The sequence below is a fragment of the Pseudoalteromonas sp. PA2MD11 genome (assembly GCF_017808125.1).
In the GTDB taxonomy this organism is placed as follows: domain Bacteria; phylum Pseudomonadota; class Gammaproteobacteria; order Enterobacterales; family Alteromonadaceae; genus Pseudoalteromonas; species Pseudoalteromonas simplex.
On the sequence record NZ_JADKNF010000007.1, the window covers coordinates 80,960 to 106,254 of the forward strand.

The window sequence follows — 25,295 nt, forward strand, 5'->3', positions numbered from 1 at the left end:
CCTTTTTTATACTTCACACTCTAAAACTGATTTAACTCTAGAGTTGGCTTTTGCCTTATAGAGTCTTTCAATCTCAATTTTTTGCTCATCGCTAACTTGCCAATTAAAGAATTGGCAGCTTTTTCCATTTACTAAATCTACTTTAAAAATAGTTAGAAATGCGAGCTGAGAGAACTCAACTGCAGCAATATCTTCAGTGTTAATATAACGCTTTTTAATTCCACGCGAATAACAAATTCCCGCTTTATAACAGTGTAAAAAGCGCAGTTGTAAGAAATTTAAAATAGTTATAAAGAGCAAAATAGGTAAAAGAAACAAAAGTAGCGATGTTCCAAGAAAAGTAACGCTTAATAAAACAAGAATAGCAAACGCTATCTTGGTTCCCTGTAGAGTCCAATTAGGACTTAACTTTATCGTTTTCATGAGGCTGAATCTTAAAATTTTAATGATAATAAGCTGACGTATAATACAAAATGATTAAAGAATCATTCGATTGCTATTTTACAGAGTCTAAAAAAGGGACACAAGGTACAAAAAAATACTTTTGTACTAGAAAAAAGAAACTAGACCGCAACTCATTATAAAACCGCTACTTTTTACTTATCACAGATTTAAATTAAAATATTATAATTTATACCACTCATACCAATCCGCTTAATTAAGTTGTCTATTTTGAGGCAATAAAAAACCCGCAACAAGTGCGGGTTTTTTTAAAAGAAGTTAAAAGGCTAATTACTTAGCAGCTTTTTTCTCTTTTTCTGCAGCGATTACTGTTTCAGCAACGTTTGCAGGACATGGTGCGTAGTGTGAGAACTCCATAGAGAACTGACCACGACCAGAAGTGATAGTACGTAAGTGGCCGATGTAACCGAACATTTCAGAAAGTGGTACATCACCCTTGATGCGAACGCCCATTGCGCCAGCTTCTTGGTCTTTGATCATACCACGACGACGGTTAAGGTCACCGATTACGTCACCTACGTTGTCTTCCGGAGTGAATACGTCAACTTTCATGATTGGCTCAAGAAGTTGTGCACCCGCTTTAGGGATAGACTGACGGAAAGCGCCTTTAGCAGCGATTTCGAACGCGATTGCTGATGAGTCAACTGCGTGGAAAGCACCGTCGAAAAGTTCAACTTCAACGTCTAATACTGGGAAGCCAGCTAGAACACCTTCTTGCATCATTGATGCGAAGCCTTTCTCAACTGCAGGCCAGAATTCTTTAGGTACGTTACCACCAACAACTGATGAAGAGAACGTGAAGCCTGAGTTTTGCTCGCCTGGCTTGATGCGGTAATCGATCTTACCGAATTGACCAGAACCACCAGATTGTTTCTTATGCGTGTAGCTATCTTCGATTTCTTTCGTGATAGTTTCACGGTAAGCAACCTGAGGTTGACCAACAACTAGGTCTACGCCGTAAGTACGCTTAAGGATATCTACTTTGATATCTAAGTGAAGCTCACCCATACCTTTAAGGATGGTTTCGCCTGAATCTTCGTCAGTTTCAACTTGGAATGAAGGATCTTCTGCAACCATCTTACCGATCGCGATACCCATCTTCTCGTTACCGCCTTTGTCTTTAGGAGCAACAGCGATTGAGATAACTGGATCAGGGAAGATCATCGCTTCAAGTGTACATTCGTGCTTAGGATCACAAAGAGTGTGACCAGTTTGAACGTTCTTCATACCAACAACAGCGATGATGTCACCCGCTTGTGCTTCAGTAAGTTCGTTACGCTCGTCAGCTTGCATCTCAACCATACGGCCGATACGCTCTGTTTTACCAGTTGCTGAGTTAAGGATTGTGTCACCTTTCTTCATGCGACCAGCGTAGATACGGATGAACGTAAGTGCACCGAAACGGTCGTCCATGATTTTGAACGCTAACGCTTTAAGTGGCTCATCTGCAGAAACAGTTGCTACTTCACCAGTAGGCTCACCTGTTTCAGGATCAGTTAGAGGTTGTGGGTCAACTTCTGTAGGCGAAGGTAGGTAATCTACAACCGCGTCTAATACTAACTGCATACCTTTGTTTTTGAATGCAGAACCACAGTATGTTGGGAAGAACGCAAGATCACGAGTACCTTTACGGATACAACGTTTGATGTCTTCTAGAGAAGGCTCTTCACCTTCCATGTAAGCCATCATTAGGTCTTCGTCTTGCTCAACAGCAGACTCAACAAGCATCTCATGGTATTCGTCAACTTTGTCTACCATGTCAGCTGGAACGTCTTGTACTTCGTAGTTTTCAGGAAGACCAGTCTCGTCCCAAACGTATGCTTTTTTCTCAAGTACGTCTACAACACCAGTGAATTGGTCTTCGATACCGATTGGTAAAGTCATAACTAGTGGGTTAGCACCTAGTACTTTCTCAACTTGACCTACAACGCGGTAGAAATCAGCACCCATACGGTCTAATTTGTTTACGAAGATTACACGTGCAACTTCTGATTCGTTCGCATAACGCCAGTTAGTTTCTGACTGCGGCTCAACACCACCAGAACCACAGAATACACCGATACCACCGTCTAGTACTTTAAGTGAACGGTATACTTCTACTGTGAAGTCAACGTGTCCCGGAGTATCGATAACGTTTAAGCGGTGGCCTTTCCACTCACAAGTTACAGCTGCTGATTGGATTGTAATACCGCGCTCAGCTTCTTGTTCCATGAAGTCAGTAGTAGACTCACCGTCGTGTACCTCACCAGTCTTATGAATTTTACCCGTAAGCTTAAGGATACGCTCAGTGGTGGTAGTTTTACCCGCGTCAACGTGGGCGAAAATACCAATATTTCTGTACTTCGATAAATCTGCCATTATTTTACTCTTAATAAAGTCGAAAAATTATTCGGCGGGAGTATAGCATTACTTAAAGCGAACATCACCATCGAAGTCGCTTAAAATGCAATCAATTTTATAAAATTTTTCTATGCTCAGGATAAGCGGCACTTTTTAACGTGCCGAACAGTGAGTTTATGCTACTAAAATCGCTAATTTAGCGCTGATTTGGCAATTAAATGATGCGATTAGCTACTTGTCATTTTATAACAACGCTCGGGTCGCCCGATACTTCCGTAGCTCTGATCAGCACTGACTTGCTTAGCTTCAAGCAAGTATTCAAGGTAACGACGGGCTGTTGAGCGGCTTACGCCGACTAAATCACCCATTTGCTGAGCAGTAAAAGCCGTGCCAATATTCGCTTTAAACGCTTTTAAGATCTTTTGCAAAGTAAGCTGATCCACCCCTTTTGGCAACCTGACCGGGGCTTTTAACTGTTCTTGCGATCCAAATAAAGTATCGACCATAGATTGGGTTACTTCATCGGCATCTGATAAACATTGTTGCCTTGCTTCGAATCGCGCCAGCGCTTGATCTAAGCGATTTAGCATTAATGGTTTAACTAAGAAATCACAGGCGCCAAGTTGCATGGCTTTTTCCAGTGTTTCTACTTCTTTTGCTGCGGTTAATAGCATTACTTCGCTTTTCATTTCTTCGCGGCGTAATTCATTAAGTAAATCAAGGCCATTGCCATCGGGTAAATGAATATCGAGCAAAATTAAATCGGCATTAATCGCTGATAATAGCGCTTTCGCAGTGGCAAGATTGCCTGCAATACCAACAACCTGATATTGCCCCTGACGCAGTGCTTGCCGCGCCCCTTGTTGGCCAGCAACGCCATGAGGAAGTAATAAGTATTGCGCCAATAATTGGGCTACTTCAACTTCGTCTTCAACAATGACAACTGAGTAAGTCATGTTCTTTACCTTTTATTTATAGGCTGATCATTTTTTATTATTTTGGAATGTAGACACTTAAGCGTGCCCCCATCAGATCAGACTCACCTATTTCTAAACTACCACGACACGAATCTAAGTTGGTTTTGACCAAATAAAGGCCGATACCATGCTCAGCCCCTGACTTAGAACTGTATTGTGGTGTAAATATCACATCCTTGTCATCGCCTAAACCAAAACCGCTGTCTTCAACATCAAACAATAGTGTTTTACTGGTTTCATCAACCGTAACACGAACCTTAGGGGTACGTGTATCGCTAGCTCGAATAGCAGCTTCAATTGCGTTATCAATCAAATTGCCAAGTATCGAGACAACCCGTTCAAGCATATCTTTACGGGTGATCGATCCTAATAAGCTATCTGGATTAAGCTCAAGAATTACATTAAGTTCGCGGGCTTTGTGGTATTTACCAACCAATAAACCTGCTAGTACCGGATCTTGGATCCTTTCGAGTAAATGATGGATCTGCGCTTGCGAGCCTTTACTTTCTTGACCAATTAACTCAATTGCCTGATCCGTTTGCCCCATTTGAATTAACGCACCAATTAAGTTTAGCTTGTTCGAGTAATCATGCGTTTGCACCCGCAATAACTCAGCAAAGGCTTGCACTTTAGTTAATTGCTGCGATAAATATTCAAGCTCATCCGCAGGGCGCATACTCAACAAAATACCATCAGCCTGACCTTGCACTTGCAATGCATATCGCGACAACACAATGCGTTTATCGGCGGCAAACAATTCAAAACCTACAATCGGACGCTGTTGGTTATGCATCAAAAACTCGCTATGTTCAGGAAGCAAATCTGCAAGCTTAAGTGGCTGATGAATACAGCTAGTCGGTTTACCGAGAATTTCGCAAGCACGCTGGTTTAAGTTACGCACGTTACCCTCAGGATCGAGGGCAATAATGCCGCTACGAACAGTGTTCAAAATAGCATCTTGCTCAGAGAACAGCCTTGCTATTTCATCAGGCTGTAAACCAAAAATAGCATTACGAACCCGTTGACCAATATACACCGCGGCCAAAATACTTAAACCGACTAACAACAAACCCCAAAGCATAATTTCAGCACTACGAGCACGAATAAGCGGTTCAATTGATTGCACTAAAAAGCCAACCGATACCAAGCCGATGACTTCGCCCTGCTCTGAAAGCACAGGGACTTTGCCACGAATAGACTCGCCCAAACTCCCTTTTGCAATCGATACATACCGCTCACCACGTAGCGCCGCTTTACTATCACCACCCACCATCGGCTTACCGAGCTTGTCAGAGTCGGGGTGAACAATGCGGCGAGTATTTTTATCGCCAATTACGATAAAGCTGGCAGCGGTGAGTTCACGAATATGCTCAATTTGCGTATTTAACTCATCAAGCCCTTGCTTGGTTTGCAATGCGCTTTGCACATCATCCCGTGAGGCAATACTGGTTGCGAGCGCAAGCGCTTTATCACCCATGTGGTTATGTAAGCTTTCTGCAGTGATCTGATACACCAATGCGCCAAACAACACAGCCTGTAAAACACATAGACCGGTAACCCAAATAATGAGTCGCGTTTCTAAGCGCTTAGGTTTTTTAACCATATGCTGAAATGGGTTTAGCTTATTGGTGTATCTCATATCAGTGCCTTGTTCTACGCATGTTGCTCTGCTTGCGTAGCTGCTTTTTCTTTACGACGTTGGACAATATAGTCTTTCAGTGGGAACAACAACACTAAGATCGAAATCACAAAAATACTCAGTGTTAATGGGCGGTCCCATAAAAAGCTCAGCGAACCATCAGAAATCATCATTGCACGGCGGAAGTTTCGCTCAATCATATCACCGAGGATAAAGCCAAGTAATAAAGGTGCCATCGGGAAAGCTAACAATCGAAGCACCAAGGCCACCAGCGCAAAGCCCACCATCATAAATAAATCAAAGGTGTTAAATGACACTAAATACACACCAATTAAGCTGAAGAATAAAATCATCACGGTCAGCACAGATTTAGGCATTGCCAACACTTTAGCGAAATATGGGATCAACGGCAGATTCAAAATCAGCAGTACAATGTTGCCAAAGTACATACTGACAATAACTGCCCAAAACACGCTTGGGTTTTCTTGCATTAACATAGGGCCCGGCTGAATACCGTAAGCAATTAATGCCCCTAGCATGATCGCTGTTGTACCAGAGCCTGGAATACCTAAAGTCAGTAATGGTACAAATGAGCCCGTACAGGCTGCATTATTAGCCGACTCAGGTGCCGCTAAGCCACGCATTGAACCCTTACCAAATTTATCTTTCAGTGCCTTTGGAGCAAGGTTACGCTCAGTAGCGTAGGCCATAAAGCTGGCAATGGTTGCCCCTGCACCCGGTAAAACACCGACTATAAAGCCAAGTAAAGATGAGCGGCCAACCACAGGAGCCATATCTTTTACTTCTTCTTTAGTCAGTTTTGTTGAACCAATTTTTGGCGTATCAGGATCGTCAATTTTTTTATCTGGCTCAGCTTCTGGGCGCGCCACATTAATCAGTGCCTCAGCCAACGCAAATGTTGCCATTGCTACTAATAAAAAGCTAATACCATCTAGTAAATCAGCTTGGCCAAAAGTAAAGCGCTCGGTACCTGAAGAGGGATCAATACCTACCGTTGCCAGCATTAAACCAAATACCGTCATCATCATGGCTTTTAAAAATTGCCCTTTATTAGAGAACGCAGCAATCGCCGTTAAGCCTAAAAACATCAGTACAACATAATCAGGCGATTGGAAACTTAATGACACTTTCGCTAATAATGGCGCAGCCACCATCAATAAAATGGCGCCAATCGTCCCACCTATAAAGGATGAATAAGCTGCAATCGCAAGGGCTTTACCAGCCTTACCTTGTTTTGCTAGTGGGTAACCATCAAACGATGACGCTACTGTCCCCGCTACACCCGGCGCATTAATCAAAATAGAAGAAGTAGAGCCACCGAATATAGCCCCGTAGTAAACACCGGCCATTAAAATCATGCCCGAATCAGCACCGATGCTGTAAGTGATCGGGATCATCAACGCAATCGCGGTAATTGGACCAAGGCCAGGTAGCATACCAATGAACGTGCCAACAAAGCAGCCAACAATCACATATAACAAGTTGTTCCAGTCGAGTACGGTCGACAAACCTAACATAATTCCATCAAGCATAACTTAACTCCACAGATTGCCAGGTACTAAGTAAATGCCCAGTACTTGTGTCATTAAAAACCAAAAAACCACGGCCACAGGCACAGAAGCAAACAACAACACTGCCTTACGGCGTTCGCCCATGATAAAAAAGCCCGTAATTAAAAAGGCACTGGTGGCAATTAAAAAGCCGAACGGTTCAAGCATGGCGCTATAAGCAACCATTAATACCAACAGCGCAAAGGTACGTAGTAAGTTACCCTTACTGAGTAGCTCTGCTTTTTCTGCAGGCGCTTGCTTTAATAAGTTGGCACCAATCGATAGTACACACACCACGATACCGAATACTGCATACACTTTTGGTAAGGTTGCAGAAGTAACGCTTTCGTACTCTTCAAATGGCATAAGTGGAATTTGCCAAGCCACAAGGGCGTAGAGGGTAAAGAGGACCAAGAATAAACTTGGTCCAATTAGTTCACGGTTTAACATCGTCTAACCTTAGCCTCGGATAAAACCAAGTTCTTTCATTACAACGCGTAATTGCGCTTCTTGCTGCTCAAGCGATTTAATAAATGCTTCTTTTTCTTGAAATAGATTTAGCCAACCATTACGAGCACGAACCGCTTCCCACTCAGGAGTTTGTTGTAGCTTACGTAGCTTTTCTGTGTACTCGGCTAGTTTGTCTGCTGGTAAATCTGGGGTTGCAAAAAAGCCGCGCCAGTTTACGAACTCCATGTCGTAACCTAGCGACTTTAAGGTTGGAATTGCTGGGTAATCTGGCAATGTCTCTGCAGAAGTCACAGCTAAAATACGTGCCTGACCACCATTAGCGACTTCGAGTGCTTCACTTAAGCCTGTTGAAAGTAAGTTGACCTCACCCGACAATAAACCAGCTTTCGCTTTACCACCGGCATCGTAAGGAATGTAACGTAATCGACGACCATCAAGACCCGCCGCTTTAACCGCTTGTGCAGCCACTAAGTGATCCATGCTGCCGCGCGCAGAGCCACCTGCTACTTTTACAGAGCCTGGGTCTTTTTTCATGGCATCAATAACGTCTTGCCATGTTTTAAATGGCGAGTCATTACGCACCACAAATGCACCATAATCAGCAATCATGCTGGCAACTGGTGTTAAATCGCGATAGCTGTAAGGAATTTTGCCTGATAATGCGCGCAGAACGATAGGCGTTGAGTTAACCATCAACATATCGCCTTTTTTAGTGCCCGACTCAATCAAGTAAGCAATTGCACGGCCACCGCCGCCGCCCGACATATTCTGAAACGATGCATTATCTTCAATGCCCGCTTTTACCATTGCTTCACCAACACCACGTGCTGTGGTATCCCAACCGCCGCCTGGGCCACCTGGTACCAAAAAGTGTAAGTTTGCCAATGCCAATGGGCTGGCTACTAATAATGAAGCTGCTAAAACAGATCTTTTTAATGATTTAAACATAGTCATAATGCACGACTCCTAAAATAAGTACTGCATACGAGCACTGATGCCCATACCTGAATCTTCATCACCTACCAGCGTAGAAGCACCGGCACCATCAACATCGCTGTAAATCAGGTTGCCCATAAATTTGATATCGCTGCTTAGGTAATATGATGTGCCTAATGTATAAGTGGTTACATCGGTACCTTGCTGTTTGCTGCTGGCGTTCATTTGTGACACACGTGCAACCAGCTCCCATGCATCTTTAATCCCTTTTGGTTGTACAAATAATGCTGAGCCTGCTTTGTAACGGCGCTGCTCACCGCCTAAGAAATAACTCGCCGAAACATGAAAGCCATCAAAACGCTCACCATCAAGTTCGTTGCTACTATCAACCGTATCGAGGTAACGGCTGGCATATTCAGCCTCTAGAGTGAATGCATTCGCTTGGTAGGCAAATTCAAGACCGCTTTGCGACATGCTATTTAGCGCTGCGGTTTCACCTCCGACTGCGTAATCGACTAAGCGAACATTGGTTTCACGCACTTCACCACGGGCAAAACGAGCGCTTAAGTCATTGCCGCCCATATCACGATAAGAGTGCCAAGCACCTAAATGAATCACATCACCCGGCGCTGCACTTGACCAAGTTAAGCGACCTGTTACAGCCAATGTCAGTTTGTCATTTTCGTCATGGCCTGAAGCACCAAACGCATCGTTTTTGTAAACACCCACGGCGTAACGCAAGCCTGAATCTTTAAAGTATTGATAAGCCGAGATACCCCAGCGGAAGAAAGGCGAGAAGGTGTTAGCAAGGGTGCTACGCTCAATGGTATTAATGTGTTTAGAACTGGTTAGCGCATTGAGCGACATGTCTTCACGGATTTTACCGGCTTTTACTTTTAAGCCGTTGTCGAATGCATAACGTACCCGCGCTAACACGATTTCAGCCGAGCCTTCAGAAAATTCGAGTAGTAATTTGTGATCCCAGTTGCCATGTTCACTTTCAACATAAGTACGGATACGACGTGGGAAGAAGTCGCTGCCTCCAGCGCCATCATTGTCGGCATTGTAAGCACCGTCGAAATAGTTGTAATCAAGTTGCACGCGACCACCAAATTCTAGGTTGAAGCCGCTAGATGTTTTTAATGAATCCACTTCTTTTTGAAGTGCTTCGAGTTGTTGCTGTAGTTGTTCAGTGTCGCTTTGTGCGAATGCTGATGTACTTGCTAACGCCGCTGCAACGGCTAAAGCGAGCTGTGTGTTACTTGCTTTCATGAATTACTCCACACCAGATTATAATTATTTGTTGTCGTTGATCGGCCTACTGCAAATGGCGATCTGGTTTGGAGCATAGTGTTAACGATAGATTAACGAAATGTTTAGGGGGTAAGTTGCATTGATGGTGATAAATGGCTTTTTGTTCATAAAACTCATGAACAAAAAGCACATTACTGGGGGTTAGTATAAAATCTAGGCAAATTAGCTGCTTAAAAGTCGCAAAACTAGCTAAAAGTCATCTCAGGAACGTCACCAGAGACAATAAGTTTGCCCTGTGTCTTAGCAATAATCTCATCAACCGAGACACCTGGCGCACGCTCTAATAAATGAAATGCACCGTCTTTAATTTCTAATAGTGCCAAATCAGTGATCACTTTATTGATACAACCAACACCCGTTAACGGCAAACTGCATTCGGTCAGCAGTTTTGATTCGCCATGCTTATTGGCATGGGTCATAGTACAAATAATGTTTTTCGCACCGGCTACTAAATCCATCGCACCGCCCATCCCTTTAACCAGCTTTTTCGGGATCATCCAACTGGCAATGTTGCCGTTTTGATCTACTTCAAACGCACCCAGCACAGTTAAATCAACGTGCCCACCGCGGATCATGGCAAAGCTTTCTGCGGAACTAAATATAGCCGCCCCGTTTGCTGCGGTGACCGTTTCTTTACCTGCGTTGATCATATCGGCATCAACTTGGTCTGCACTTGGGTATGGTCCCATACCGAGTAAACCATTTTCAGATTGCAGCATCACTTCGATGCCATCAGGGACGTAATTAGCAACCAAGGTTGGAATACCTATGCCCAAGTTAACGTAGTAACCATCCTGTAGTTCCATCGCCACGCGTTTAGCGATTTGTTCTCGTGATAATGCCATCAGCGTGCTCCTTATTGATTCTCTTGCTTAGTGGTAACTTTCTCGATGCGCTTTTCAAATTCACCTTTAATCACTCGGTCAATATAGATACCCGGCGTGTGAATTTGGCTTGGCTCTAGCTCCCCTGGCTCAACAATTTCTTCAACTTCAAGAACCGTAATTTTGCCAGCGGTTGCTGCCATCGGGTTAAAGTTCATCGCCGTATGACGATAAATGCAGTTACCGTAGCGATCTGCTTTCCACGCTTTAACTATCGCAAAGTCGCCAGTAATGCTTGGCTCTAATAAATAATCGCGACCATTAATATTGCGGGTTTCTTTACCGTCAGCCACCGGTGTACCGACACCCGTTGCGGTATAAAATGCAGGAATACCCGCACCGCCTGCGCGCATTCTTTCAGCTAAAGTGCCTTGCGGTGTCAGCTCAACTTCAAGTTCACCATTTAATAGTTGCTGCTCAAATAGCGCGTTTTCACCAACGTAAGAGGCAACCATCTTACTGATTTGCTTATCTTCAAGTAGCACTCCTAAACCAAAACCATCAACGCCACAGTTATTCGATACCACGGTTAAATCTCGGGTGCCTTGACGTTTAATTTGCGCAATCAGTCCTTCAGGAATACCGCATAAGCCAAATCCACCGGCTATCACTGTCATGCCATCTTCAAGGCCAGCCATTGCTTCGCTATAACTTGTAACTACTTTATCAAAACCTGCCATTGGCTCCTCCTATTGTGCAGTCCAACCGCCATCAATGGCGATTGCTTGGGCGGTAATATTGCGTGCTGCATCGGCCATTAAAAAGCTAACGGTATGCAGGATCTCATCTAAGCCGATAAATGCTTTTTTCGGCATCGGTGCTAGCATAATTGTGTCGATCACTTGTTGCTCAGAAATGCCATGTTCTTTGGCTTGCGAGGCAATTTGTTGCTCAACAAGCGGCGTTTTTACATACGCTGGGCACACGGTATTAATCGTGATATTGGCATCGCCAGTTTCAAGTGCCATGGTTTTAGCAAAGCCGATTAAGCCATGTTTTGCAGCGATATAAGCCGACTTATATTTAGACGCCACCATGGCATGGATTGAACCAATATTAATGATGCGACCAAAATCTTGCTCACGCATGCGAGGGAGTACCGCCTTGGTCATCATCGCCGGGCCAACGAGCATAACTTGCTGTAAGAACTGCCATTTATCAGCCGGAAAATCCTCAAGCTTCGCAACGTGCTGAATACCCGCATTATTAATAAGTACATCAATTGGCTGATTAAGCTCAGTGAAAAACTGCTCTATTGCATCACTATCAGCCACATTAAGTGCATACCCTTCAGCGCTGCCGCCTTGTTCAACAATGCCTGCTGCCGCTTGTTGTGCTGCTTGCTGATTTAAATCAGTCACAATAATAGTGTGACCTTGCATCGCCAGTTGCTGGGCAACATAGAGACCAATACCACTGGCTGCACCGGTAATTAAAACTGTTTTGCTCATCGGGTTACTCCTCTAAAAACTCACTGATAAGCTGCGCTTTCGGGGCGATTGAGAAAAGACCATCAAGGTGTCCCCAGCCCCCTTCAATTTCTGAAATCTCAACGTCTTTACCTGCCGCTTTCATGGTGTCAAACACAGTACGCATGTTTTCAGGACGAAGCAGTAAGTCGTTCGTTGCAGGTAGCAATAATGTTTTGGCAGAGACATTTTTAAGTGCTGTTGTTAAATCGCTCTGCATACCAGCGGTAAATAATTGTGATGCCCGGACCAAATAAAGTACATGGTTGGCATCTTGAGTTTTCGCTCGTGCCATTGCGCGCTGAGCGAGTACTTGGTTTAACTTAGGCAAGGTGCGAATGTCTTTTAACGCACCTTCATCCAAAACGTTAAAGTCAGGGAAGCTCGCGTTGTAAATAATTGGATGCATCGCATCTTGCGTAATATTAAGCATGGTTGCCGCTAAACCATCTAATGGGCGCTCTTTGCCGTAGTAATTACCTTGCTGCCAGTTTTTATCTAGACGAATTGGTAACGCCCATTTTTCAAGTGCAGCAACTGTCCATGCATCCATCGTTGCAGCGCCAATCACATGAATTAAGCGCTCAACTTTATCTGGGTAACGTGTTGCCCACTCAAGTGCTTGAAACGACCCCATTGATGCGCCCATCACAGCATGTAACTTAGTGATACCTAGGCTTTCGAGTAAACGCTTTTGCACATTCACAAAGTCAGTAATCGTAACCACAGGGAAATCCAAACCATAAGGTTTACCTGTTTTTGGATTAGTTGACGCAGGGCCTGTGGTAATGACATTTTCATCATGCCAGTTGGCATTCACTAAGGTATCTGAGCTAATCACATAATATTTATTGGTATCGATAGCTTTACCTGGGCCGATAATCGCATCCCAATAACCCGGTAGGGCATCATCCGCTTTATATTTACCTGCGGCATGAGAAGTACCAGAGAAGTAATGAGTGATTAAAATCACGTTATCTTTATTGGCGTTTAGTTTTCCGTAACTTTCCCAGCCAATATCCACTTGCTCTAACGTCACACCAGACACAGTGGTAAAATCTTTTGTCGTAAAATGCTGCTTTTCCACCAGCATGGTGTCGGCTTTGTTTGCAGCGCCAAACGCGGTGCTACTAAATACAACCAGCCATAGCAAAATTATTAATTTGGTTTTCATTGCTGTTCCTTAAAAGAAAATAAAGAGTCCGAGTGCCAATGCGACACCGATAAGCGGAATGACCGCAGTCAGCGCTGCCATTGACCAATACGCTCGTTGATGCGTTTCTTTACAGATAGCACGTATTGTTGTGACCACATAACCATTATGCGGCAAGGTATCGAGGGCTCCAGAACTAATTGCCACTACACGGTGCAGTTGTTCAGGGTTTACACCCATGTCTAAATAACCCGGTGCGACAAGCGGTAATGCAATGGCTTGTCCGCCAGAAGCAGAGCCTGTTAAGCCGGCAATCACACTAACCGCAACGGCAGCACCAACCAACTCATTCCCCGGCATATGGGTCATCACATCGACAGCGGCGGTAAATGCTGGTGACACTTTCGCCACAGCGCCAAAACCAACCACAGCAGCGGTATTACCGATTGCCACTAAAGCGCCAGTTGTACCAACATTAATAGCGTTACCCATATCGTGAAAATGCTTGAAGTTAATAATCACAATACTCATTACGCCACCAAGCAAGGCAACAATCAGCGCCGTCTGCTGTAAAATATCGTGCAATGCAAATGACAGAACTAATACCACAATCAGTGGGATCACACCGGTGATTGGATGCGGACGACGACGCTCAATAATCACAGGATCATCATCACGCGCTTCAAACGTTTCGCCGTTAGCAACGGCTTTTTTGATCATCTTGTTTAACCAAAAGTAACCTGCTGTCGCCATGAAAATAGCGACCACTAAGCTCACTTCCCATGCCGCATAAGGCGACGTGCCAAGGTGCTTAACCGGGATCCAGTTTTGAATTTCTGGCGAACCTGCCGAAGTCATGGTAAAGGTCACCGAACCAAATGCCAGCGTTGCTGGAATAAAGCGGCGCGGTAAGTTTGCATCTTTAAACAGACTTAATGCCATTGGATAAACAGAAAACGCAACGATAAAGACGCTCACGCCACCGTAGGTTAAAACGGCACAGGCAATCACAACCGCAAGAACGGCGTGCTTCATACCTAGTTTACCCACAATGTAGCTTGCAACACTGTCAGCAGCACCGGTGTCTTCCATGAACTTACCGAATAACGACCCCAGTAAGAACATAAAGAACCACGCACTTAAGAAGCCTGCAAAGCCATCCATATAGGCGTTAATAAAGTTTGTATCTGCCGATACAGGGAAAATGGCCATGCCACTACTAAGTGCAACTAATAGTGCACAGATTGGCGCAGCGATAAATAAATTTACCCCACGCAGCGTTAAAATGATCAGCAGTATTAAACCGCCTAACAGTCCTATCATGCTCAGCATAGACATTCCTATAATTATTGTTATTACACAGATGAGGTGACATCGGAATAATGCTTTCAGTCTTACCCTAAGCGCTCAAAAAATACATAACACTAAGGTACTATCTGCTTTAAAAATAGCTTAATTGCTTGATAAATAAAGGGCTGTGGCGGGTATAGCACTATGGTACTAATTCAATTTCTGCAACTATCTTCTACATTAACTGACAGGTGACACGGGCAAATCTTATTCAGTCTTCGGCAACATCAATGTGAGTGGCCATAAGACTAATGACAACAATAACAAGGAATACAACATGATAAAGCTTAACCCAAAAGTCGCGCCACTTACTCTGGCTGTATCACTTGCTTTGGCAGGTGTCAGTGCTCAAGCGGCAGAACAAGCCGAACCTGCAGCAAAAAAAGGTGAACTTGAACGTATTCAGGTAACAGCACGTAAAACTGTTGAAAACCTGCAAGAAGTGCCAGTCGCAGTCACTTCAATTGGTGCTGAAGAGCTGGCTGAAAATGGCATCGTCGTCATGACCGAAGTTCAGCAGTTCTCGCCAAATACCACCTTACAAGCAAGCCGTGGTACTAACTCTACAATTACTGCGTTTATTCGTGGTGTAGGTCAGCAAGATCCACTTTGGGGCTATGAGCCGGGTGTAGGTATCTATATTGATGATGTTTATCTTGCTCGCCCACAAGGTGCCGTGCTTGATCTACTTGATGTGCAACAAATCGAAGTATTACGCGGCCCACAAGGGACGCTTTACGGTAAAAATACCATTGGTGGTGCCATTAAATACGTCACCAAAGAAATGAGCGGGGATGCTACCTTAAATATTCAAGGCACTGTAGGTAGCTATAACCAAAAAGATTTAAAAATCACTGGCCAATTACCGATTGTTGACGAAAAACTTTACGTGGGTTTTGGTTTTGCAACGCTTAACCGTGATGGCTTTGGTGAGTTTTTAACATCGGCTCTTGATAACCAAGACCGCGAAAATTACAACAAAGACGTAACCGCAGCTCGTGTTACACTCGAATACACTCCGACTGATGACTTATTCTTCCGTTTCGCGTGGGATAAAACAGAAGACAAATCAAACGCAAAAGGTGGTTACCGTTTACTACCAAGCCTACGAACCGATGCACCAGTTCCAGACAGCGTGTATGACTCTTACACTAGCTTACCAACATGGAATAAAGTTGAACTCGAAGGCTACAGCCTAACTGCTCGTTGGGATATGACTGACAGCACTAGTATTAAATATATTGGTTCAAGCCGTGAGAGCTACTCACCAACCAATATCGACTTTGATAACACGTCACTGCAAATTTTCGATGTACCTGCTATTTACGATGATGAGCAAACGACTCACGAGTTGCAGCTAAATCATCAAGGCGATAACTACAAATTGGTTTCGGGCCTTTACTACTATGATGGTGAATCTTGCGGTCAATTTGAGGCTATTTTAGGTATCTTAGGTCAAAGCTTAGGTGCTCCGGGTCTGACTCGTGAAGTAAGCGGTTGTAGTAACTCAAACAGTAAAGCAGCGTATATCCAAAGCTCAATTGATTTAACAGATAAATGGTCAATGACACTCGGCGCGCGTTACACCAAAGACAAAAAAGAAGCACAGGTTAACAATGGCCTAATCTTTGACATTGTTTACCCTGAATCAGGTTGGGTACCAGGTTACACTCGCCCAGAAGGCCAACTTGTACCAACAGTACTCGATGATGAAGAAGAATGGTCACGCTTCACACCGCGTGCTGGTGTTGAATACCAGTACAATCGTGACATCATGTTCTTTGCAAGTTATGCGCAAGGCTTTAAGTCAGGTACTTTCAACCCACGTGCAACCACTGCAGAGCCAGCAGCAAAACCAGAAATCGTTGATTCATTCGAAATCGGTATGAAGAGTGAGTGGAACAACAACTTACGTGCAAACGTCACGTTATTCACCCTTGACCATAAAGACCGTCAATACATTTCAGTATTACCGGGCGACAGCGCAGCAGATCTAAACCAACGCTTAGGTAACATTGGTGAGTCAACATCAGATGGTATTGAGCTTGAGCTTAACTATGTTGCAACAGAATCACTCAGCTTTGATGCATCAGTGGGTTACATCGATAGTAGCTTTGATAACGTAATTGATTACGACCCAGAAACCGGTGAAGCATTCGATAAATCAGACCGCTTTACGGTATCAAACACTCCTGATTTAACCTTTAATCTGGGTGCAACGTACCGTATGTACACAGAAATGGGTGATTTTGTTGTCAATGGTAACTACTACCACAGAGGCGACTACGCGCTATTCGAAGAAGATAGCCTATTAACGCAAGATGCTTACGGTATCTTTAATATGGGTATTACTTGGTACAGCACAGATGGTCACTGGACTGCAGGTCTTTACGGTAAAAACTTAACGGATGAAGAGTACATGATTGGTGGTTACCAGTTCGTGGCACCTGATCCAACAGACCCAACAGATATCAGCAAATACACCCCAGGTTTAGGTGGTGATAATACGCTAATTGGTTACTACGGCGATCCTCGCACTGTAGCCTTCACTGTTGGTTACCGTTTCTAAAATAGAATCTAAATCCTTGTGTGAGAAAGGTTTGTCTGAAACTTCCCCTCAGGCAAACCTTGTTTCAAAGCGCAAAATCACTTATAACATAACGCATTGGAGAATCGAGGGAATGTCTTTAGCTGTGAACACCATAATCGCCGATGATCACCCGTTATTTAGAAGTGCGCTGCGTCAAGCTGCCGCGACATCAGTGCCTGAAGAACATATTAAAGAGACCAGTGACATTGATGGTTTGTTTGCACTGTTAAGCGCTCACCCTGAGATTGAACTAATATTTTTAGACCTTACGATCCCAGGTGCAAATGGCCTACAAGCCCTTTCGCAACTGCGTAACCATTACCCTGATATCTTAGTGATTATGGTCTCTGCCAATGAGACACCCGCCATAATCAAACAAGCGATGAGCCTTGGCGCTGCCGGCTATATTCCAAAGTCATCTTCTTTAGATGTCATCAGTGAAGCAATTAGCCATGTACTCAACGGCGACACCTGGTTACCACCTGAAGTGGATTTAACCGATGTGGTGATCAATGACGAACAAAGCGAATTTGCTCGTAACCTTGAAAAACTAACCCCCCAGCAATACCGCGTACTAGCGATGATTGCCGACGGTTTATTGAATAAACAAATCGCCTTTGAAATGTCGATTCAAGAAACCACAATCAAACAACATGTGTCAGCGATTTTACGCAAACTCAATGTTTATAACCGTACTCAAGCTGGCATTTTGTTTAACCAGCTTTCGCAGGTTGGCAAAATCGAAGAAAGCTAATTTAAGCATTCACTCCCAATTTTAAAACTCGCTTTCCCAGTAGTGGGAAAAGCTCACGTTGCAAAAAATAACAAGCCTTTATTTTTCAACACCTTAACTTTTGGCACAAAACTCGCCTTAGCTATTCCATGATTATTTATATTTCTCAGTATCATGGATTTAGACAGCACACTAAAACGCAAACCTCAGCAATCAAAAGCTAAAAAATGGCTGGCTGTTGCAGTCATGGGCGTGTCGGCTCTTGGCGCTTTAATGGTGTATCAATGGGCGACCCCCACTGTGGTTGCTTCAAGCCAACTCCAAATAGCAACCGTAGAACAAGCCGATTTTGTGGTAAAAATACGTGGCTTTGGCCGTTTAAAGCCAAAGTATCAACGTTATTTAACCAATACCGACACCGCAATGGTCGAAGCTATCCATGTATACCCTGGCACTATCGTTAAAAAAGACACGGTGATTTTAAGCCTCGTCAACCCACAGCAAGCGCAGCGTTTATCGGTCGCTCGGCTAGAACTTGCTCGCCAAAAAGCCAGTGTTAATGAGCAAAGAATTAACCAGCAAAGTGAACTACTTGAGCGCCAAGCAAATCTCGCCATATTAAAAAGTGAGCTGCAAAGTGCAGAGCTTAGAGTCGATGCTGAAAGCAAACTGATCGAGCAAGGGATTGTTTCAAGCCTCGATTACAAACGAAGCATGCTAAACGTTGCACAGCTTACAGAGCGCGTAAGTATCGAGCAACAACGCCTTGCACAGCTTAAAGAAATGCACTTACAACGTAGCAAAATACAGCAAGAACTATTAAGCCAATTTGAGCTTAATTATCAAGTTGAGCAACAGGCTTTTGATCAGCTGCAAATAACGGCAGGTATCGATGGCATGCTGCAAGAATTGAATGTTGAACTTGGCCAAAACCTCGTGCCGGGTACCCGCCTTGCGGTGGTTGGCTCAAATAAAGCACTCAAAGCAGAGCTAAGCGTTAAGCAAGCAGATGCCGAAAAAGTGGCACTCAATATGGCAGCGAAAGTAAATACATTTAGCCAAGCAGACCACGGTGAAGTTGATGCCAAAGTCACCCGAATTGACCCTATTGTTACCGATGGCCGAGTTATTATCGAACTTGATTTACAAGGCACACTGCCCGCTAATGCTCGCCCCGATTTAAGCATCGAAGGCTATGTCGTTAGCAACATTATTCCCGATGCATTAACCATTAACGTGCCACAAAAAGCACAAGCACACAGCGAAGCCACGCTGTTTAAACTTAATCCAAATACCCAGTTAGCAACGCCAACCAATATCGAATTTGGTACACTCAGTGACAATCAAATTCAACTTTTGAGCGGTGCCACCGTGGGCGAACAGCTGATCATTTCAGACCTTTCTAAATGGCAGCATTTGGCAACAATAAAAATCGAACAGGACAGTTTATGAAAACCAACACGCTTATCTCATTAAACAAAATCGCCAAAGTTTATCGCGGCCAAAATGTTGAAACCTATGCATTAAAAGACATCAGCCTGAATATTAACCAAGGTGACTATATCTGCATTAGCGGCCCATCTGGCTGTGGTAAATCGACGCTGCTGTCATTATTAGGCTTACTCGATAGCCCAACTGCTGGCGACTATTTAATTAAAGAAGTCGACACAAAAACCCTTGATATGGATCAGCAAGCTGAACTTAGAAACCTTCACATTGGTTTTATATTTCAGTCGTTTAACCTAATTGATGAATTATCGGTATTTGACAACGTGGCACTTCCGCTCACTTATCGAGAGCCAGCCATGAGCCCAAGCGAAATTGAGCTTGCTGTAAAGCAAGCCCTTGATGAAGTTGAGATGGGCCACCGTGCTCAGCACAAACCAAATCAATTATCTGGTGGTCAGCAACAGCGTATTGCTATTGCCCGCGCATTGGCTGGCAAGCCAAGCATTTTATTGGTGGATGAGCCAACTGGTAACTTAGATTCAAAAAATGGTGATGCCGTCATGGACTTGCTTGATGAGCTGAATAAAAAAGGCACCACGATTTGTATGGTAACCCATGATTTACGTTATGCCGGACGTGCTAAAACGCAACTTAAATTGCTAGATGGTGAAATTGTTTCCTACTCTGAAGCACGCCAAGCACCTAGCAGCGACAATACTGAGCATGCACTTGAAAGCGCTGAGGTGATGTAATGAAATTAACCAAAACACGCGCCCAACTGAGCTTAGCGTGGGCATCATTAATGAATGCACCGGGCTTTGTCACTGCGGTTATCGCAACGCTTGCTTTAACTCTTGCCACCTTATTTGTGGTGCTTAGCCTTGTTAACAGCTACTTTTTAAAGCCCCTTGATGTGTACGATGAAAGCCGCATGGTGGTGGTTGAGCAATCACTTACTTATGATGACTACGATGCCACCGGCTTTCAAAGCTATCAGTCGATGGTGCATTGGCATAAGCATAATCAAAGCTTTGAACAAAGTATGATGATCAATGCGGGTGAGCAAATCTTTGCAAACCTAGATGGCGAACCGAAAGAGCCTGTGCTGTATGTTGGCGGCAACTATTTTGACTTATTAAACACGCCATTTTTAATGGGACAGGGTTTTGACCTTGGAGAAACGCTCGAAACTCCTGATGACCGGGTTGTTATCTCTGCTAACTTTTGGCGCAAGCATTACAACAGCGACCCGAACATTATTGGTAAAACACTCTCAGTCATGGCGGGTGAAACCGATTATGTTCACCGTATCGTCGGTGTTATTGATGATTCATTCAGCCCACCCTACATGTTTAAAGCAAGTGACGTTGAAGTGTGGTTTCCATCCAGTGCGGACCGCCGTTTCTTTCACAATGACGATTGGCAAAGCCCGTGGACAAACACTTTCAAAAACCTAAAACTGATTGCAGTTTTAAAGCCTGGGGTCACCATAGATCAAGTTAAAGTCGATTTAAAACAGCAAATTGATACGGTTAAATCAGAGTGGCTAAACAACGGGGGGATCACCGATGTAAAACCTGAAGTAACCCCGTATCGTGACGTTGAGCTGGGTAATAACGATGACTTAAGCTTAATGATGTTAGCCGGTGCAGTAGGGCTACTGATTATTGCAGTACTTAATGTAAGCACGTTGTTTTTCTCACGCGCTCTTGCTCAACATAAAACCCTCGCTTTGCAGGCGGTATTAGGCGCTAAACGCAGCACATTATTTAAAAGTATCTTTTTACAGTCACTGATTTTAATGACCTTATCGGTAAGCATTGCGCTGTTTTTATCGGTATGGGGCATACGTTTATTTAAAGTACTAGCAGAAGGCCGACTGCCACTGGTTAATAGCTTGGCCGTGGATAGCACGTTGGTCATTGTTGCCATCATACTGTGTATTGCTCTTGCTTATATTTTCTCTGTAATTACAGCGCGTTTGGTGAATTACAAAACCCTAAATACGCAAATGCAGAACAGTGGTAAAGGCGGGGTTTCACAGGTATCTGGCCGTACAGTGCGTATTTTAATTGGTTCACAAATGTTTGTTGCCGCGCTGCTTGTGAGTTTTTCGGTGATGGTAGTGAGTAAAGCCATGGGCACGATTAACCGCCCACTCGGCAGTGATACCGAAAACCTATATTTTGCCAACCTTTTCCAGCCAAATAATCAGATGTCATTGGCTGAGCGCTACGAACATATGCTGCAATACAAGCAGGTTTTGCTTGATAGCCAAGGCATTGATGATGTTGCCCTGGGTCATAGCCCGGTTTCGCAAAGACAAAACGCCAACACCTTGACTGATGTAAACGGTAAAAGCTCAGTTTTCTTCCCTAGTCAGTGGGTAGGGCCTGATTACTTTGCGTTAGTTAACACCAAAATTCTCGCTGGCCGCACCTTTACTGAACAAGCAATACGCGGTGAAACTAACGAGATACTGGTATCGGTCAGCGTGGCTGAAAACTTATTACCAGGCCAAGACTATCGAAATATCATCGGCAAGAGCTACCAAGGCTTAGAAGAAAAGATGTATGAAGTGGTGGGTGTAACCGAAGATTTTAATCACCCTAAATACTACGATGAATCGTTTGGTCGTCACATTTGGTGGCCTGCGACACCGTATAGCTACATGTTTACTATCAAAGCTTCTGAAGGCGTTAAGCTGACTAATAAACAAATACTTAATACGCTAAAAGAAAAGAACAGCGACCTAACCATGTGGCAGTTTAATGACCTGCAACAAGAGTACGACAATTTACTTTATATGAGCCGTCTGACTGTGGTTCTGTGTAGTACCTTAGCGCTATTTACTCTATTATTAGCAGCAATAGGTATTTTTGGGGTACTGAGCTACAACCTGGGTCTGCGCCGCTATGAGTTTGGTATTCGTATGGCATTAGGTGCGAAAAAAGCGCGCTTATTTAAGCTGATGAGTGTTGAAGCGATTATCCCTGTGCTCATTGGCTTTGCGGTTGCTCTCGCCGCGGTAATGGTGGGTTTTTACATGTTACAAGGACAGCTAATGTCTTGGCTGATACTTGATGTAAGACTGCAATTACTCGCTTGGAGTATTACCTTATGTATTGCGCTATTCGCTTGCTTTAGACCTTTGGTTTTACTGCTCAAAGCAAAACCTATGGCCGCACTACGTAACGATTAACAGCACAAAATGGTGGCTTAAGTTTTAGCTTAAGCTACCTCAACAGGATAATAAGAAAACATCATGGACAAAATCTTAGTCATAGACGATCAAGCTGATGTGCGTCTGGCTGCTACTGTTGCATTACAACAACTGGGCTTACATTGCCTTGAGGCCGAAGGCCCTGAACATGCCCTTGAATTATTAAAATCGGAGCACATTAGCCTGATTTTGCTTGATATGAACTACAAGCTCGACACCACCTCAGGTGAAGAAGGGTTACGCTTTTTAAAGCAACTAAATCAATTAGGTTCGACCATACCTGTCATTGTCATGACCGCATGGGCCAGCATTGATGTTGCCGTTAAAGCCATGCAATTAGGGGCAGTCGACTTTGTTGAAAAGCCATGGAATAACTTACGCTTAACTGCCGTTGTGCAACAACAACTCAAGCTCAAGCAAAGTAATCACGACAACGCGTGCTTAAAGGCGCTTACCAGTGACACACAAGCACATTACATAGCTCAATCAGAAATCATGCAGCTGTTGCTTGCCAAAGCTGAGCGCGCAGCTAAAACCGATGCCAGCATTTTAATTACCGGCGAAAATGGCACTGGCAAAAGCTTATTGGCACATTATATCCACCAGCACTCACTCAGAGCTGATAAACGCTATGTAAGCGTGAATGTTGGCGCCATTGCGCCAACACTATTCGAAAGCGAATTATTTGGCCATAAGAAAGGCTCTTTTACTGATGCCAAAGAAGACCGCCTAGGGCGTTTTGAAATTGCCGAAGGCGGTACTTTATTTTTAGATGAAATTGCGACTTTAAGCCTTGAGCTACAAAGTAAAATGCTTCGTGTGCTAGAAAGCAAAGAATTCGAAGTGCTCGGCTCAAGCCAAACCAAAACCGCCGATGTTCGCATTATTTCTGCCACCAATAGTGAATTAGCTACGGCCATTGAGCAGGGTGAGTTCCGCCGTGACTTATTATTTAGACTCAATACTATTGAACTACACATTCCACCGCTTCGCGACAGAAAAGACGACATTGCTCCCTTAGCAGAACACTTATTATTGGTGCATGGTAAAAAATACCAACGAGCGAATATGGCGCTCAGTGATGACGCCCTAAAGGCGCTAAAAGATTACAGTTGGCCTGGTAATATTCGTGAGCTAAGCCATTGTATTGAACGCGCGGTGATCATGAGCGATAACAACAATATTCAAGCCAATGACCTCATTTTAGATCAACCAAGTTGCGAGCAAACAAATAGCAATGCCGAACAGGCTTTGCCACTATTGCCCCTTGAAGAGCTTGAAAAACAAATGATTCAAAAAGCGCTGCTGCAATTTAATGGCAATGTTATCGCCGCAGGAGAGTTTTTAGGGTTAAGCAAATCGGCGATTTATCGTCGCATTGATAAACATCAGCTCGATTTAAAAGAAGTAGAACGCTAAATGAGTAGCAAGTTGTCGTTAGAGCAGCGTGTTCGACGCTATTTTTATATGCTTATAGCGGTGCTATTAACACTTGGTATTGCCCTTTCGCTCAGCTTAAAACTAGATTGGTTTGCCAGTATCAGCCTATTATTACCGTTTATCGGGATAAGCGCTTTTGCTTTAATTAAAAGCTACCGTGCGATCACCGATGTGGTTGAACGCTTTGGCCTGCAACTAGATGCATTGGCAAATGACGAAAGTAATAGTTGGCATTTAGCGTCTTATCAAAGTGGACGAGTCGCAGCGCTTAAGCAAGATTTTGCCAAGCTCAGCAATAAAATAGCCAAGAACAAACGCCATTATATGCAAACAGAAGAGTTTGTTTTTGAGTTTGCCAGCATGCTGGACTTACCCATCGTTATACTAGACCCCCATGGCTTGATTTACTTTAGTAATAAAGCGTTTAAAAACAGTATTAGTCATCGCCAGATTGAAGGTAAATCAGCCAGCGACTTAGGCATTGCACTGCATGATGGCGAATGGCAACAAAACAGTGACTCGCTGTTTAAACAACGCTTTCAAATCTCATCGCAGACTTTTTGGCGGACCGGCAGAAACTTTGAATTACTAACCTTCTTTTCAATTGAGCAACAGCTTCGCGAAAACGAACAACTTGTTTGGCAACGTTTAATTCGCGTGTTAAATCATGAAGTGCGTAACTCACTCACGCCGATTTATTCAATGAGTCAGTCATTGCAAACCCTTAAGCGCCAAGGGCAAATTAGCAGTCACGATGATCTCGCCCAAGATATGCTGCAAGTAATAGAAAAACGCGCTCAACACTTGCTTGATTTTGTAGCCAGTTACAGTGCGTTTGCCAAGCTACCACCCGCACAAAAGCAGGCAATCAGTAGCGAGCAATTAAACACACGTTTAAGCGCTATCTTTCCTGAACTCGTAATAAATAGCAGTGAAGAGTTACTTATTAATGCCGACTTCGGCCAACTAGAACAAGCATTAATAAACCTGATAAAAAATGCTTTTGAAGCAGACAGCAATTCAGCCCCTACCCTCACTTGGTCAAGGCAAGGTGATAACTTAAATATTGCAATTAGCGACCAAGGTTGCGGTATTCAAAACCCCGATAACTTGTTCGTGCCATTTTACTCAACCAAAGCAAATGGCACAGGTATAGGACTTGTGATCACCCGAGAACTTGTGCGTAACCAAGGCTTTGAGTTATCAATAAACTCAAAACCCCTGCAAGGCACAGAAGCTACAATTACGGTGCCCAGCTAACTTATTTTACAAATGTGGCTTTCACACGCTTAGA

General features: G+C 43.9%; 20 protein-coding genes. 7 read left to right on the forward strand and 13 right to left on the reverse strand.

The features are described 5' to 3' along the window. Window positions 1–6: 6 nt before the first annotated feature. The 13 genes from ISP07_RS09905 to ISP07_RS09965 all read right to left on the reverse strand — a co-directional run bounded on the left by ISP07_RS09905 (window position 7) and on the right by ISP07_RS09965 (window position 14,548). Window positions 7–423 (reverse strand): hypothetical protein, encoded by a 417-nt coding sequence (locus tag ISP07_RS09905; protein WP_209327526.1) that lies wholly within the window; start codon window positions 421–423, stop codon window positions 7–9. 309 nt (window positions 424–732) lie between these two features. Beyond that, window positions 733–2,820, reverse strand: coding sequence for an elongation factor G (gene fusA / locus ISP07_RS09910; RefSeq protein WP_062566304.1), 2,088 nt, complete (start codon window positions 2,818–2,820; stop codon window positions 733–735). A gap of 209 nt (window positions 2,821–3,029) precedes the next feature. Next, the gene (locus tag ISP07_RS09915) at window positions 3,030–3,758 is read right to left on the reverse strand and encodes a response regulator (RefSeq protein WP_209327527.1); all 729 of its coding nucleotides are present in this window, start codon (window positions 3,756–3,758) and stop codon (window positions 3,030–3,032) included. 37 nt (window positions 3,759–3,795) lie between these two features. After that, window positions 3,796–5,418 carry an ATP-binding protein gene (locus tag ISP07_RS09920; protein ID WP_166341216.1) on the reverse strand — a complete coding sequence of 541 codons (1,623 nt, stop codon included), beginning with the start codon at window positions 5,416–5,418 and terminating at the stop codon, window positions 3,796–3,798. Window positions 5,419–5,432: 14 nt separating this feature from the next. Beyond that, entirely contained in the window at window positions 5,433–6,971 is a 1,539-nt protein-coding gene (locus tag ISP07_RS09925) for a tripartite tricarboxylate transporter permease (protein WP_054552331.1), read from the reverse strand. 3 nt (window positions 6,972–6,974) lie between these two features. Further along, complete coding sequence (locus tag ISP07_RS09930) at window positions 6,975–7,439, reverse strand: tripartite tricarboxylate transporter TctB family protein (RefSeq protein WP_054562934.1); 465 nt, start codon at window positions 7,437–7,439, stop codon at window positions 6,975–6,977. Between the two features lie 9 nt (window positions 7,440–7,448). After that, window positions 7,449–8,414, reverse strand: coding sequence for a Bug family tripartite tricarboxylate transporter substrate binding protein (locus ISP07_RS09935; RefSeq protein WP_370625277.1), 966 nt, complete (start codon window positions 8,412–8,414; stop codon window positions 7,449–7,451). Window positions 8,415–8,426: 12 nt separating this feature from the next. Next, the gene (locus ISP07_RS09940; RefSeq protein WP_209327528.1) at window positions 8,427–9,668 is read right to left on the reverse strand and encodes an OprO/OprP family phosphate-selective porin; all 1,242 of its coding nucleotides are present in this window, start codon (window positions 9,666–9,668) and stop codon (window positions 8,427–8,429) included. 227 nt (window positions 9,669–9,895) lie between these two features. Continuing rightward, a complete protein-coding gene (locus ISP07_RS09945) occupies window positions 9,896–10,555 on the reverse strand; it encodes a 3-oxoacid CoA-transferase subunit B (protein ID WP_209327529.1) in 660 nt (219 codons plus the stop codon). 11 nt (window positions 10,556–10,566) lie between these two features. After that, the gene (locus ISP07_RS09950; protein ID WP_209327530.1) at window positions 10,567–11,274 is read right to left on the reverse strand and encodes a CoA transferase subunit A; all 708 of its coding nucleotides are present in this window, start codon (window positions 11,272–11,274) and stop codon (window positions 10,567–10,569) included. A 9-nt stretch (window positions 11,275–11,283) separates the two neighbouring features. Then, window positions 11,284–12,045 carry a 3-hydroxybutyrate dehydrogenase gene (locus ISP07_RS09955; protein WP_054552326.1) on the reverse strand — a complete coding sequence of 254 codons (762 nt, stop codon included), beginning with the start codon at window positions 12,043–12,045 and terminating at the stop codon, window positions 11,284–11,286. Window positions 12,046–12,049: 4 nt separating this feature from the next. Continuing rightward, window positions 12,050–13,237, reverse strand: coding sequence for an E22 family MetX-like putative esterase (locus ISP07_RS09960; RefSeq protein WP_063700956.1), 1,188 nt, complete (start codon window positions 13,235–13,237; stop codon window positions 12,050–12,052). Between the two features lie 9 nt (window positions 13,238–13,246). Next, window positions 13,247–14,548 carry a GntP family permease gene (locus ISP07_RS09965; RefSeq protein WP_209327531.1) on the reverse strand — a complete coding sequence of 434 codons (1,302 nt, stop codon included), beginning with the start codon at window positions 14,546–14,548 and terminating at the stop codon, window positions 13,247–13,249. A gap of 295 nt (window positions 14,549–14,843) precedes the next feature. Between ISP07_RS09965 and ISP07_RS09970 the strand changes: the two genes are divergently transcribed. The 7 genes from ISP07_RS09970 to ISP07_RS10000 all read left to right on the forward strand — a co-directional run bounded on the left by ISP07_RS09970 (window position 14,844) and on the right by ISP07_RS10000 (window position 25,261). Beyond that, window positions 14,844–17,135 carry a TonB-dependent receptor gene (locus tag ISP07_RS09970; RefSeq protein ID WP_209327532.1) on the forward strand — a complete coding sequence of 764 codons (2,292 nt, stop codon included), beginning with the start codon at window positions 14,844–14,846 and terminating at the stop codon, window positions 17,133–17,135. A 112-nt stretch (window positions 17,136–17,247) separates the two neighbouring features. Beyond that, window positions 17,248–17,910 carry a response regulator transcription factor gene (locus ISP07_RS09975; RefSeq protein ID WP_054552322.1) on the forward strand — a complete coding sequence of 221 codons (663 nt, stop codon included), beginning with the start codon at window positions 17,248–17,250 and terminating at the stop codon, window positions 17,908–17,910. A gap of 153 nt (window positions 17,911–18,063) precedes the next feature. Then, window positions 18,064–19,341 (forward strand): HlyD family secretion protein, encoded by a 1,278-nt coding sequence (locus ISP07_RS09980; RefSeq protein ID WP_209327533.1) that lies wholly within the window; start codon window positions 18,064–18,066, stop codon window positions 19,339–19,341. Then, on the forward strand, window positions 19,338–20,090 hold the full coding sequence (locus ISP07_RS09985) for an ABC transporter ATP-binding protein (protein WP_209327534.1): 753 nt from the start codon (window positions 19,338–19,340) through the stop codon (window positions 20,088–20,090). The genes ISP07_RS09980 and ISP07_RS09985 overlap by 4 nt, the downstream gene beginning before the upstream one ends. Next, a complete protein-coding gene (locus tag ISP07_RS09990; RefSeq protein ID WP_209327535.1) occupies window positions 20,090–22,540 on the forward strand; it encodes an ABC transporter permease in 2,451 nt (816 codons plus the stop codon). The genes ISP07_RS09985 and ISP07_RS09990 overlap by 1 nt, the downstream gene beginning before the upstream one ends. A 63-nt stretch (window positions 22,541–22,603) precedes the next feature. Beyond that, window positions 22,604–23,980, forward strand: coding sequence for a sigma-54-dependent transcriptional regulator (locus ISP07_RS09995; protein WP_209327536.1), 1,377 nt, complete (start codon window positions 22,604–22,606; stop codon window positions 23,978–23,980). Continuing rightward, window positions 23,981–25,261 (forward strand): sensor histidine kinase, encoded by a 1,281-nt coding sequence (locus ISP07_RS10000; protein WP_209327537.1) that lies wholly within the window; start codon window positions 23,981–23,983, stop codon window positions 25,259–25,261. The last annotated feature ends 34 nt before the right edge of the window (window positions 25,262–25,295 follow it).